Source organism: Mycobacterium gordonae (genome assembly GCF_002101675.1).
GTDB classification, from domain to species: domain Bacteria; phylum Actinomycetota; class Actinomycetes; order Mycobacteriales; family Mycobacteriaceae; genus Mycobacterium; species Mycobacterium gordonae.
Window position 1 is genome coordinate 69,108 of record NZ_LQOY01000016.1, and the last position, 12,981, is coordinate 82,088.

General features: G+C 65.9%; 9 protein-coding genes. 4 read left to right on the forward strand and 5 right to left on the reverse strand.

What is annotated here, in order from left to right; all coding sequences use genetic code 11:
• Positions 1 to 556: 556 nt before the first annotated feature.
• Positions 557 to 1,765 (reverse strand): Rv1453 family transcriptional regulator, encoded by a 1,209-nt coding sequence (locus AWC08_RS02830; protein WP_065135756.1) that lies wholly within the window; start codon positions 1,763 to 1,765, stop codon positions 557 to 559.
• A gap of 130 nt (positions 1,766 to 1,895) precedes the next feature.
• Between AWC08_RS02830 and AWC08_RS02835 the strand changes: the two genes are divergently transcribed.
• A complete protein-coding gene (locus AWC08_RS02835; RefSeq protein WP_069432729.1) occupies positions 1,896 to 3,407 on the forward strand; it encodes a flavin-containing monooxygenase in 1,512 nt (503 codons plus the stop codon).
• A 247-nt stretch (positions 3,408 to 3,654) separates the two neighbouring features.
• Positions 3,655 to 3,972 (forward strand): hypothetical protein, encoded by a 318-nt coding sequence (locus AWC08_RS02840; protein WP_069432728.1) that lies wholly within the window; start codon positions 3,655 to 3,657, stop codon positions 3,970 to 3,972.
• An 18-nt stretch (positions 3,973 to 3,990) separates the two neighbouring features.
• Here the strand turns inward: AWC08_RS02840 and AWC08_RS02845 are convergent, their stop codons facing one another.
• Positions 3,991 to 5,430, reverse strand: a complete 1,440-nt coding sequence (locus tag AWC08_RS02845) for a PE family protein (protein WP_142283380.1) — start codon at positions 5,428 to 5,430, stop codon at positions 3,991 to 3,993.
• Positions 5,427 to 7,049: a PPE family protein gene (locus AWC08_RS38920; RefSeq protein ID WP_069432727.1), complete on the reverse strand. Its 1,623-nt coding sequence runs from the start codon at positions 7,047 to 7,049 to the stop codon at positions 5,427 to 5,429. Before AWC08_RS38920 ends, AWC08_RS02845 begins: the two co-directional genes overlap by 4 nt.
• A gap of 346 nt (positions 7,050 to 7,395) precedes the next feature.
• Between AWC08_RS38920 and AWC08_RS02855 the strand changes: the two genes are divergently transcribed.
• Complete coding sequence (locus AWC08_RS02855) at positions 7,396 to 9,108, forward strand: ABC transporter ATP-binding protein (RefSeq protein ID WP_232007732.1); 1,713 nt, start codon at positions 7,396 to 7,398, stop codon at positions 9,106 to 9,108.
• On the forward strand, positions 9,105 to 10,889 hold the full coding sequence (locus AWC08_RS02860) for an ABC transporter ATP-binding protein (RefSeq protein ID WP_083270994.1): 1,785 nt from the start codon (positions 9,105 to 9,107) through the stop codon (positions 10,887 to 10,889). Before AWC08_RS02855 ends, AWC08_RS02860 begins: the two co-directional genes overlap by 4 nt.
• On the opposite strand, the gene AWC08_RS02865 is transcribed toward AWC08_RS02860, so the two are convergent.
• Both AWC08_RS02865 and gjpA read right to left on the reverse strand, forming a co-directional pair.
• Positions 10,856 to 11,674, reverse strand: a complete 819-nt coding sequence (locus AWC08_RS02865; RefSeq protein ID WP_069432726.1) for a class I SAM-dependent methyltransferase — start codon at positions 11,672 to 11,674, stop codon at positions 10,856 to 10,858. The genes AWC08_RS02860 and AWC08_RS02865 overlap by 34 nt on opposite strands.
• Before the next feature lie 31 nt (positions 11,675 to 11,705).
• Positions 11,706 to 12,929 carry an outer membrane porin GjpA gene (gjpA, locus tag AWC08_RS02870; RefSeq protein WP_069432725.1) on the reverse strand — a complete coding sequence of 408 codons (1,224 nt, stop codon included), beginning with the start codon at positions 12,927 to 12,929 and terminating at the stop codon, positions 11,706 to 11,708.
• Between the last annotated feature and the right edge of the window lie 52 nt (positions 12,930 to 12,981).

Below are 12,981 nucleotides of genomic sequence, written 5' to 3' on the forward strand. Positions count from 1 at the left end.
GATTTATTTCTCGCATCAGTCGCTTAATTCCGGGATCCGGAACGGCAAATTCCGAAGTTAAATTCGTGTCTTAGCGCGGGACGTGAAATCCGTTGGGGTGCAGCGCCATACCGGTGTCAATGCCGAGACGATGCGGTATTCAAAGTCACCGCGCCCAGGCAATAGATTGAGGGGTTGACACCGCACCCATTTTCGTTTAGTACGCGGGCTGACGTGCCACAAACAAAGGTGCAAAAGCGTCGCAATCGCTTGGCCAAGGATGTTCCGGCGGCGTTGTCGACCGATCCGTGTCGATTGCCGCCCAGGTAAAGCGATCCCGAGGTGACGCACGAGGTGACGACACACCTCTGCCGCGCGAATCCCCAGTGGCCACACGCATTCCGGCAAGGCTGATGCCTTGCCGTGTGGTCCACTGCGAGAATGAAGTTAGGGTCCCCCGACCCCTGAAGTTTTGGTCCCCCGACCTTGAAGTGAAGATTATCGGCTCGACGCTGCCCCCGCAGGCGATTCGCGAAATTCGTCAAATTGCCTGGCGGAAGCGGCTGGAACGACCCCATCACTTGCCGCGCCAGCGCAGCACTTCCAGCGCGACGGCCACGTTGACACTGCGTTCGGCCAGCGGCCTCGGCAGCAGTTCGTCGGCGCGCGCCAGCCGGCGCAGCAACGTGTTGCGATGGGTGAAAAGCCGGGCTGCCGCACGCGATGCGTTGCACTGCTCATCGACGAAAACCCGCACATAGTCCTGCAGTTCGCTGCCGGCTGTTTCCAGGTCACCGAGCGTGTGATGGACGAATTCGGTGGCGCGGTCGGTGTCGCCGGTGATCAGCGCCACCAGTTCGACGTCGGCGAACAACGCCACGCGCTGCGGTGACTGCAGACGGGCCATCATCTGCTGGGTGGTGATGGCGTCGAAATGGCTGCGCCGAAAACCGTCGATACCCTCGGCGCACGGCCCGATCGCAACGCGGATGTCGGACATGGTGTTGATCGAATTGCCCAGCGCCGCAGTGTCGATCGTCTTACCCGGGACCCACACCCAACGGGTTGCGGTGCTGGCGAGGATGGTCAGCGGCCGCACCGCGGCGGCCTGCCCGAGTGCCTCGGCAGCCGCATCGAGCCGGGCCATATCACCGCCCGGGTCGTCGCTCCAGATGACCGCGGCGGTGTGCGGGCCCGTCAAGGCGTAGCCGAGCCGTGCCTCGGCTCGCTTCCGGGTGATCGGGGCGCCATCGAGGATCAGCGCGACGGTTTCCCGCCGTTCGGCATGTGTCCCGCGGGTCAAGTCGTCGAGTTCCTGTTCGATATGGGCGGCGATGCCCGCCAGCGTGCCGTCGATGAACGCGCTGATCGACCGGGAGCACACGTCGAGTAGTTCGTGCAGTTCGGCAGGGTCTGACGTCAGCTCGAAGGCGATCTCCATCAACCGGCGCCACGCCACGGCCTCACCGACTCGATAGGCGTCCAGGGTGAACGCCGTGAGCCCGCGCCGCGCCACTTCCCGGGCGATGTTCATCGGTTCGGGCCCCGTGTTGGGAGGTACCGGCGCCCCCGGGTCGCGGACATTGGCCGCCCCCCAGAAGTACAGGTTCGCCCGATTGCTGCGGCTGACCGCGGCAGCCAACTCGGGGTCAGCGGCAATGGCGGGGCTGGCCGCGAGCACCTCGGCGTCGAGTTCTTCCAGCCACTCGGCGCGCGGGTTGACGGTGATCTGCGCACACTGCCGAATAAGCTCCCTGACCGGCTCCGACGGAAGTTTCCAAGACATTTAGCTACAGTAATTTAGTGGTGCAATGTGCACCACAGCATCCGCTGTTTTGGGCAGATCTCATCTTGGTTCGGGCGCCCGTGATCGCCAGGATGAACACAACAGTTCACCCGCGTCAGGAGCCAAGCTCATGTCTCACACCGCCGTAGACACCGCCCTCGAGCACGTCGACGTCCTCATCGTCGGAGCCGGCATCTCGGGCATCGGCGCCGCGTACTACTTGCAGCGCGAGCACCCGGGCCGCAGCTACGTGATCCTGGAGGCACGCGGCGCCACCGGTGGAACCTGGGACCTGTTCCGCTATCCCGGGATTCGTTCGGACTCCGACCTGCACACCTTCGGTTACGAGTTCAAGCCGTGGCGAGACGAGGACGCTATCGCCACCGCTGACAAGATCCTGGCCTACCTGCACGAGACGGTCGCCGAGAACGGCATCGACCGCAAGATCCGGTTCCACCACAAGGTGCTCGGCGCCTCCTGGTCCAGTGCGGACGCCCGCTGGGTCGTCGACGTCGAGCGGTCCGACACCGGTGCGCGAGCGCAGATCAGCGCCAACTGGCTGTTCTGTGCCGGCGGCTACTACCGCTACGACGAGGGCTACACGCCGCACTTCGAAGGCCGGGATCGTTTCACCGGGCAGATCGTGCACCCGCAGCAGTGGCCGGAGGACCTCGACTACACCGGCAAGAAGGTCGTCATCATCGGCAGCGGCGCCACCGCCGTCACACTGTTGCCGGCCATGGCCGGGCGCGCGGGGCATGTGACCATGCTGCAGCGGTCGCCGACCTACATCATGCCGGTGCCGTCCAAGGACGTCATTGCCAACACGGCGCAGAAACTGCTGGGCGGCAAGCTCGGTTATGCGCTGGCCCGCCGCAAGAACATCCTCCAGCAGCGCGCGGTCTACGAGTTCTGCCAGAGGTATCCGGCCGCGGCCAAGAGGGTCATCCGCTATCTCAATGCCAAGCAGCTGCCCGAGAACTACCCGGTTGACGAACACTTCAGCCCGAGCTACAACCCCTGGGATCAGCGCCTGTGCGCGGTGCCGGACTCCGACTTGTTCAAGGCGATCAAGAACGGCAGCGCGTCGGTGGTGACCGACCGGATTGCCACGTTCACCGAGAACGGCATCCTGCTGGAGTCCGGCCGGGAAATCGACGCCGACATCATCGTCAGCGCAACGGGTTTGAACCTGCAGGCATTCGGCGGCATGTCGTTGACGGTCGACGGGAAGCCGGTCAATCTGCCCGACCATGTGGCCTACAAAGGCATGATGCTCTCCGACGTGCCCAACTTCGCGTACGCGATCGGTTACACGAACTCCTCCTGGACGCTCAAGGTCGGCCTGCTGTGCGAACACCTGTGCCGGCTGCTGAATTACATGGACGCCAACGGTTTCGACACCGCGCGCCCGGTGCTCGACAACCCGGCCATGGAGACCCGCCCATTGCTGGACTTCGGCGCCGGCTACGTCCAGCGGGCGGTGCACCAGTTCCCCCGCCAAGGTGCCGATCAGCCGTGGCGGACGTCGATGAGCTTCTACACCGACGTGAAACTGCTGCGCAATGACGGCGTCGTCGACCCGGCACTGAAGCTGAGCAGCTCGGCCGACGTGCGCAGCCGCCAGGCGGTTCCGGCGTAAGGGTTGTAACTCACGGCCCTAGATGTTGATGGGCTCGCGACGGGCGGGCCCAACACTTCGGAGGATCACCGCGACGACCTTGTACAAGCAACCAGCCCTGCCGGTGAAAATGTGGCACTGGCTTGCCCATCCGCCGACGCGCCCGCGGCGTTCGTGTTCCCGAACGCGTCGGGCGCTTCACCAAGCTCGGCATCCCGTTTCCCGGGCTGAGCGCGAATTTCGTTGGGCTGCTTGAGATCAGCGGGGAGTGCTGCTGCTGTTGGGCTTGTTCACCCGGTTCATCAGCATTCCCTTCATCGTCGAGATGATCGTCGCAATGCTGTCGACGAAAATCGCGATGTTCCTCGGGGCATCGCCGCTGCCGTTGCCTCCGGTGCCTCGCCAGACCGGCTTCTGGGTGGTGCTGCACGACGTGCGCTCCGAGTACGCCCAAGTGCTGACGGTGACGTTCCTGCTCATCGTCGGACCCGGCTCGTGGTCGGCGGACGCACTGCGTGCGAGGCGGAATGGTCGCGCACCGGCCGGGGCGACAAATGCCGCGAACGTGCCGGCGGAAGTTCTTTGACGGGGAGCGCGCCGCGGCTCACCCCGTCAGGGGCGGAATGTTGAGCGCGCGCAGCAGCGACCCCAGCCCGGTCGTCACCGCGGAAACCGCGGTGACGCTGGGCTGACCGAGGTTGATGGTGAGTCCCGGGTGCAACGACGCAACGTAGGGATAGGTGTCGGGCATGTATGTCTGCGGCAGCACACCCGCCCATACCAGGTTGGCCTGAACGCCTTGCACGGTTCCCTTGATCAGATAGCTGCCGACGTTGACCGGATTGACAACCGGGAACAGGCTGGCCGGAGTGGGCAAGTTCGCGTATTCGGTGTTCGCGCCACCGATATCGCCGTAGCCCAGGTCGACCAGCACCCGCAGGGGCGGCTGTATCAGGTTGAGCACCGGTTGCGGCAGATTCAGCGGCCGTAGCAGTGGCAGGTCCTGGCTCGGAATCATGTAGTAGGTGGTGTTGCCGGTCGCCCCGGGAGACACCGGAGCGACGAACGCCGACGCAATCTGCGCGGGCGTGAGGTTCTCGTATGCGGGAGCCGGACTCAGGTGGCCGTAGTACATTCCGGCCAGAGCATTGGCGGAGGCCAGCAGGTTGAGCGGGTACCGGGGGAAGTGGGCGAACCCGTCGTACTGAATGGTGTAGATCGACGTCGCATAGGCCGAATCCGGTGTCGCGCCGCTGAATGTCTCGTTGACACCGGGCAGGTACATCCCGACGAAGCGCTGGAACAGGCCGCCGTTGGGGTTGTTGGGGTTGCCGGCCAATACAAAGCTCAGGTCGGACGGGGGCGGCCCGGTGATCGAGCCGTTGGCGATGCCTTTGAGATATTCGGTGATGATGGTGGCACTTTGGGAGAAGCCGAACGCGACGGTGTGCGTGCCCGGTGGTTGCGCGGCGATCGCCTGCTGGAGAATTTCGAGTCCCCGAGCCACCGAGGTGTCGTAGGTCAGACTGTTCAAGCCGGTCAGCGGGAAGCCCTGCTCGGGGGTGGTCAATCCGGTAGGAATGGCCGCCTGCGGCGCGATGAGCGGGGCGATGTAGGCGTTGTAGATGCTGTTGAGGTAGCCGGCGTTCGGGGTGGTATTACCGGTGCCGCCCATGATCAGTGTGGTGACGCTGGTACTCGGCGGGCCGGCCAGCGTCGACTGCATCGTCGATGAACTGATCGCCTCCGTGCTCAGGTATGAACTTGACGCCGCGCCCAGCATCCGAGCGAAGTGCTGATGAAACGCGTTGGCCTGCTCGCTGAGCGCCCGGAACTCCTGGCCGTAACCGGTGAAGAACGTTGCGATAGCCGCCGAAACGTCGTCCGCCGCAGCCGATATCAGTCGGGTGGTGTGCCGGGTGGCCGCCGCGTTCACCGAGTCCAGCGCAACACGGATCATCTCCAGATCCGAAGTCGCCGCCGCGAGCGCCTCGGGAGTCACGGTGAGCAGCGACACGCCGCCCGGCAACGCCGGCCCGCTCATCGTGACTCCGCTTCACCGGACCCGGCGTGCGCCCACGTGCTCGGCATCATCGGTGTGATTGGGCCACTGCCGAATTCGTCGCCGGCCAGCATGGTCATTCCGGCGGCATCTGCATCTGCATCGGCAGCGACAGCGACAGCGGCCGGGCGGCGGGCGGTGCCGGCGAAGCCAAGTCGTTCCGATCCGCGGTCCGAGGCCGTGGTGGGCGGGGCGTAGGGACCGCTTTCGGCATTGTCGTCCAGGTCCATGTACTCATAGCCCCGTCCGCGTACCTCGACCTTGGCGCGTCGCTGCCGGCGCGCTCGCGCCTTATCCTGCGCCGGTGCCGCCAAAGCTGCCGGGGCGTCGGCGATGTCGGTAGCCCAAGACTTCCTCTTGATGCCGGCCTTGGTGGCTGCCGGAGAATTCATGCTGACCGAACCGCCCATCAGGTAAGGGAAGGGTCCGGCGGGGGTGCCGCCCGGGGGTGGTGCACCCGGCACGAAGGGTGCCGCGGGTGCGGGACTCGGCATCGGTGCGGAAGGCGCGGGAGCGGGGCTCACGGCCGTCGGCGCCGGCGCCGACGCTGTCCCGCCGGGCGCGAATGTCGGAGTCGGGCTCACGACGGGGGCGGTCGGCCCGATCGGGACCGGCTCGGCACCCGCGTGCACGTGGGCCGCCACCTCCGCGATTCCGACGCTGCCGGCGGCGGCCAGACCCGCCAGAGCCGGGCCGGCCAGCATGGGTGCCAGGCTCGCCGCCAACAGCGGAAAGGTCACCAGAAACTGGATGACCTGAATCGTCACGTCGTACACGATAGCCACTCCGCCGAAGGCGTAGGCGGCGGCGATCAGCGCCGGGTTGTTACCGGCCGCACCCACCAGCGCCTGCAACAGGGCTGGGTAGCCGGTGCTAGGTGACGAGGAGACCGAGATGTCTTTGAGAATCAGGGACAGCGGATCCGTTCCGGGCGGGACACTGAGCAGGTAGTCCAGCAGGGACTGGTTGCCCCCGCCCCCGACGCTGTTGAAGATCTGCTCGACCTGTGTCAGAAACCCGGTCAACGAGGACAGCGGGTCGGGCGAGGCTGCCGCCGTTCCGGCCTGCACAATGGGCGGTGCCGCCTCGGGGCGCGGTGTCGCGGTCACGGCCGCGGTCGAAACACTTTGGTAGACAGTCATTGTGCTGGCGGCTTGAATCCACATGCGGACGTAGTCGGCCTCGTTGAGCGCGATCGGGATGGTGTTGATGCCGAAGAAATTCGTTGCCAGCAGCACCGTGTGGGTGGCGTGGTTGGCGGCCAGCTCGCCGAGGGTGGGCATCGCCGCCTGGGCGGTGGCGTAGCTGACAGCCGCGGTCTCGTGCTGAGCCGCCGTCGCGGCTGCGTCGGCGGCCGCCCGGGCCAGCCACGCGACATATGGTGCGTTGGCCGCGGCATACGACGAGGCGGCAGAGCCCTGCCATGATTGCGCCTGCGCGGCAACGACGAGCGCCGACAATTCTGCGGCGACCGCGGCGTACTCAGTGCTCAGGTGATTCCATGCCTCGGCCGCTGCCAGCAGCGGGCCCGGCCCAGGGCCGCTATTCAGCAAAGCCGAATGAACCTCGGGCGGGAACGCCATCCATACCGGCGCGGTCAATGCCTGAGGGACGCAATCGGATACCTACGAGGGAGCAGCCGAATCGTCATAGCGCCACTCAGCTTTCTGCTCGCGCTAACGCTGCCGGCGGGCGGGTTCCCCGCCGCCGGGCGACCCTAGCAATCCTGCGAAGTGTTTGCATGTAGGACTTCAGGCGTTAGCGTAACCCAGGTGCGACTGACCGCGCTAGCAAAGGCTGCCGCTGCGGATCCGGATTCCGAAGTTGCTGCCGTAGCGCATCATTGCGGGTCGGCTTGCAGCAGGACGGTCGCGACGGAGGAGAGGCGTGCGAGAAGACACTGAACCGAACACCGCGCGACCGCCGGCAATTTTCAGACCAGCACGAGTGGCACTCGTCGGGTGCGGCCTGTTGTCGGCGGTCAGCGCACTTGCCGGGATGGCGCCGTTGCTGGCCGTCGTCGAAGTGAGCAGACGACTGCTCGCCGGCGACGCGGACGTGTGGCCGATCGTCGTCGCGGCGGTGGTGGCGATGGCGGCAAAACAGTTGGGCGTCTTGACCGCCGGTGTGCTGACCCATCTGGCCGACATCCGGGTGTCGTTTCGAATCCGGCGTGAACTCTTGGTCAAACTCGCCAAGGTCCCACTCAGCTGGTTCAGCGATCGCAACTCCGGCATCGTCAAGAAGGCGGTGGAAGACGATGTGGCGGCGCTGCACCGCCTCGTCGCGCACTCGATCGTGGAACTGAGCGCCGCATCGGTGCCGCCCGTGGTGGCGTTCGTCTACCTCTTCGCACTGGACTGGCGGATGGCATCGGCGACGCTGCTGCCGGTCATCGCCGGGTTCGCCGCATACCAACGCGCGATGGCCAGTGCCGGCACCAAGTATCCGGAGTTCATGGATTGGCTGGTTCGCCTCAACAGCGCGGCAGTGGAGTTCGTCAACGGCGTCGGTGTGGTGAAGGCGTTCGGCACGCCGGGAACGGCGAGCCGCCGATTCCGTGACGTCTCCCTGGCTTTCGCGCACTTCTTTCTAGACTGGGCCAAATCCACCAGCGTGGCCGGAGTGACGGCGGAGATTCTGCTCTCGCCACCGAGCATCCTGCTCGTAGTCGCAACGGCCGGCGCGTTTCTGACCGATGACGGCGATCTCAGGCCGGAAGACTTCATCGCCTTCCTGGTGTTCGGCACCGTCATCACCGCGGGGTGGATGACCGTGCTGATGTCCGTGCACCCGTTGGTCACCGCGGTGAAGGTGTCCCGGGGCATTCGTGAGTTGCTCGCTACCCCGGAACTTACGGTGCCGGGCGAACCGGTGGTCCCAAATCCGACGACGGCCGGGCCGGTGGTACTGATGCGCGATGTGTGCGTCACCTACGGCGACACGCTGGCCCTCAACGGAATCGACCTTCGCCTCGAGCGCGGCACCATCACCGCACTGGTGGGTCCCTCGGGTTCGGGAAAGTCGACACTGGCCAGGCTGCTGCCCCGATTCGATGATCCCTGCTCGGGTTCGATCGAACTGTACGGAGTGGACCTACGGCGGATTGCTGCCGCCGAGCTCTACCGGCAGGTGGCCTTCGTGTTCCAGGAGTCACATCTGTTGTCCGCCATGAGCATCCGCGACAACATCCGCCTCGGTAGTCCTGAGGCCGACGACGCGGCGGTCCGCGGGGCCGCCGGAAAGGCCCAGATTCTGTCGAAGATCGAGGAGTTACCCCGCGGCTTCGACTCTGTGGTGGGCCAGGATGCGGCGCTTTCCGGCGGCGAACGCCAACGCGTCTGCATCGCCCGTGCGATTCTTGCCGACCGCCCGATTCTGGTGCTCGACGAGGCAACGGCCAGCGCCGATCCCGAGAACGAGGCGCGCATCCAAGAGGCGCTCAGTGCGGTCGCGCGGGACCGGACGGTCCTGGTGATCGCACACCGGCTCAGCACCATCCGGGGTGCCGACAACATCGTCGTACTCGACCACGGCCGCATCGCCGAATCGGGACGACATGCGGACCTACTGACGGCCGGGGGAAGTTACGCCCGGTTGTGGCAGCAGGAAAGAACCGCCGAACGCGGCGTCATCGACCAACTGGAGGCAGGGCGATGATCATCGTGATCCGTTACCTGCTCGAACTACTCGACGGCCGTGGGCGCCGGCGACTGCGCTTGATGCTGATACTGCAAGGCGCGCAAGGGATTTTGCAAGGCGTCGGCTTTCTGTTCGTCGTCCCGCTCATCAGCGCCGTTGTCCAGCGTCCCGCGAATCAGGGGCAGCTCTGGTTCGCGGTGGTCGCGATCGGGGTGACGGTGGCGGTCCATCACGTCCTGCTGGCGTGGAGCACGTCATTGGGCTACCTGGTCGGCACGGACGCACTGACCGGATTTCACGCCCGGATCGGAGACCACCTGGCCAGGTTGCCGATCGGCTGGTTCGGGCCCGACCGCACCGGGCCCGTCGGACGCCTGGTCGCCAAGGACGCGATCGACGTCGCGGACTTCCCGTCCCATCTGCTCCGCCACGTGATCGTCGGTGTGAGCGCGCCGCTGACCCTGATCATCGGCAGCTATCTCAGCGACTGGCGTATCGGGCTCGCGCTCACCGTGGGCGCCGCGATGTGTGCACTGTCAGTGCGCATGTTCATGGGCATCGTGCACCGCAACGACGGCGACTACGAACACGATATCGGTGCCACCGCGTCACGGATCGTCGAGTACGCCCGCATGCAACCTACCCTGCGGGCCTACGGCGTCCTGGGCCGGCGGGAGCTGGGATTGCTGGAGGAATCCCTTACCCGACAACAACATTCACAGTCAAAGCTCACCATCCGCGGTGCCGCGGGGCTGATTGCATGCTTTGGCACCCTGCAGCTGGTCGTGACGACCGTCATCGCCTTCGCCGTCATGTTGACGCTGCGCGGCGAGCTGGCGCTTCCCACCATGATCGGCCTACTCATCATCACCCTGCGCATGATCGATCCCATCTCCCAGCTGGGCGATCTCGCCGGGCACGTTCAAGTGACCGCGGACGCGATCGTCCGGGTGCGTGAGCTGCTCGCGGTGCCGGCACTGCCGGAACCTGAGACCGCAAGTCCGGCACCCCTGAACTTCGGCGTCGAGCTGCGTGGTGTGCGTTTCGGTTACCGCGACGGGGAAACCATCATTCACGGCGTCGACGCCGTCATTCCGGCGCGCGGTCTCACCGCCATCGTGGGCCCATCCGGGGCGGGAAAGACCACATTGCTGCGACTCATCGGCCGGTTCTTCGACGTCGACGACGGCAGCATCCTGATCGGCGGCCGCGACGTGCGTCAACTCGGTACCAGCAGGGTTGCGCACCTGACCGCACACGTCTTTGAAGACGTCTACCTCTTCGACGGGACGATCGCCGACAACCTGCGGATGGCTGCTCCGGGAACCACGGAAACCGCGCTCGACCGCGTGGCGGCGATTGCCCGGTTGGACGAGGTGATCGATCGTCTGCCCGACGGCTGGGCCACCCGCGTCGGCGAAGGGGGATCGGCACTTTCGGGAGGCGAACGGCAGCGGGTCGCCATCGCCCGTGCGCTGCTTAAGGACGCCCCCATCGTGCTCCTGGACGAGGCGACCGCCGCGCTGGATGCCGTCAACGAGGCGGCCATCGCCGACGCAATTCGCGAACTGGCCAACGATCGCACCGTTGTCGTTGTCGCGCACCGGCTTTCAACGGTGATGGAAGCCGACCAGATCCTGGTCCTGGACCACGGTCGCATCACCGCGCGCGGCCGTCATGACCAACTACTGTCCGACGGCGGCACCTATGCCCGATTCTGGCGGGAGCGCCTGCAGGCCCGCGGCTGGCAACTGAGGGCCGAGCATCAGGTAACGGCTCTGAACACGTTGAACTTGTAGGTGTTGACCATCGACGGCATCAGGCGTCCCAACACCGACATGCCCAGCCGCCTTGGCAGGGGCCAGGATCCGGCGATCTCGGGCTGTGGGTTCGCCAGCGTGCGAGTTTCGAGCAACTCCAGGCCGCAGGGCTCGACGTCGTGTGGATCGTCGCAGACCCATCGCAGCCGAGCCTTCACCTTCGCCAGCGATCGGTTGCGGTCCTGCCCGGTGACCATCCGGTCGCCGGCGGTGTCGAACGCCAGCAAGGAGTCTGGAAACCGTTGCGCGAGTTGGGTGAGAACGCGACGCACGTCATCGTCGCGGAGATAGATCAGGACGGCTTCGCTGAGGAACAGGTGCGGTCCGGGGGAGGCGGCCACCACGTCGAACCAGTCGGTGTCCAGTACGGAACCCGCCAGCATCGTGCACCGCTCGCTGTCGCTGAAGAACCTGCGGCGCAGGGCGATGGTGTCGGGGAGGTCGAGGTCGAACCAGTGGATGCGGCCATTGTCGAGCCGGTCGAATCGGGTGTTCAGTCCGGTGCCGATCTCCACGACCGTCCCGCACGGGTGCTGGTCGATGAACCGAGCCGCCCAGCCGTCGAAAATCGACGATCGATACACCGAGCCGGACAAGGATGATCCGCCGAATCCGCTGAAGTCGTAGTCGATGGACTGAACGAGTTCGCGTGCCCGGCGGTCGCCGAGCACCGGCCGGCGCGACGCGGCATCACAGGCGCGGGCGTAGAGCGGAATCAGCAGTGTTTCCTGGACCTCGCCCAGGTCCGGAGCGGTCTTGCCCATGCGGTCACCTTGCCAGTTGTCAAACCGGGTATCAGAGGGTGCCGCCCAGGGCGTGCCCGAGAATGCTGATCAGACCCGCGGTGGCGCCAATCGGACCCACCGGTATGGCGGGAATGCTCAGGCTGCCGCCGGCGAAATCGTCCGGCGGAAAGAAGCTGAACTCCAAACCCAGAGCATTGAGCATGGATCCGCCGGTGCCGTAGTACATCGGGCCGCTGGCACCGGTCACCACCTCTCCCGGACTGAACAGCCCGCCGAAGGCGACGCTGAGACCGTCGAGTCGTTCCCCGCCCGCCGAGCCGGACGTGACGAACGGGTCGAACGTCGGAGCGAGCGCATCCAGATTGAGAGTGGCGCCGTTGAAGAAGGCGTCGACGACTTTGGCCGGTGCGTCGATCAGGTGGCCGAGCGCTGCTGCCGGTGACCCGCCGGTGAGGTCGCTGAAGATGGACCCCGCCGTGTTCCACAGCGCCACAGCGGGGCTGACCAACGGACCTACGGCGCCGAGCAGCACACCGCTGGCCGGCGATGCGGCGAAGTTGGTGAGACCCGCCACCAGCGCCTGCTCGAAGCCGGACGACCCGGTCTGGAAATCCGCCAGGCCGGCCAGCCCTTCGTACAGCTGGACATGCACGTCATTGATGGGAACGATCTCCGGAGGCGTGACACTTCCGTTGGTGGCCTGGGTGACGCCGCCCAGGGTGTGCTGGACGACGGCGGAGGCGAGATCCTGGGGTGCGCCGACCAGAAACACCGATTGTGCTGCCTTTTGGAGGTTTCCGACGAACGCCGCCGGATTGCTGGCAAATTGGCGTAGTCCGGTGGAGACACCGCCCGCGAACGTGTTCAGGCTCGCGGGCGCGGCACCGAATACCGTCTGGGCATTTCTGGCGGTGGAGTCCAGGACCGCGGTCCACCTGGAGAGCGGTTCGATGCCACCTGACGTCGCAGCGGCGGTGAGCACCGCACGGGCGTTGCCGACCTCGGCGCCGGCGTATGCCTCGGCGCCGGCGTTGATCGAACTGACGAATTCCGCGTGAAACGACCGTGTTCGAGCGCTGATGGCCTGGAAATCGCGGCCCAGGTCACGGAACAACGCGGCAATCGCAATCGATATCTCGTCTTGGGCCGCGGCCGCGATGCCGGTCGTGGGCCCGGCAACGGTCGCGCTCGCGTCGGCCAGCGACGAATCGATACCGGCCAGCTCGCGGGCCGCATTGTGCACCAGTTGCGGCGCTGCGATCACATACGACATATGTGGCGGTCTCCTGAGCTCCCAGAGGTGACGAGCGGTGGCCATCGGAACC

Coding starts and splice junctions, on each gene's coding strand:
- gjpA (WP_069432725.1), bottom strand. CDS start 12,929: ATGTCGTATGTGATCGCAGCGCCGCAACTGGTGCACAATGCGGCCCGC.
- AWC08_RS02830 (WP_065135756.1), bottom strand. CDS start 1,765: ATGTCTTGGAAACTTCCGTCGGAGCCGGTCAGGGAGCTTATTCGGCAG.
- AWC08_RS02865 (WP_069432726.1), bottom strand. CDS start 11,674: ATGGGCAAGACCGCTCCGGACCTGGGCGAGGTCCAGGAAACACTGCTG.
- AWC08_RS02860 (WP_083270994.1), top strand. CDS start 9,105: ATGATCATCGTGATCCGTTACCTGCTCGAACTACTCGACGGCCGTGGG.
- AWC08_RS02845 (WP_142283380.1), bottom strand. CDS start 5,430: ATGAGCGGGCCGGCGTTGCCGGGCGGCGTGTCGCTGCTCACCGTGACT.
- AWC08_RS02835 (WP_069432729.1), top strand. CDS start 1,896: ATGTCTCACACCGCCGTAGACACCGCCCTCGAGCACGTCGACGTCCTC.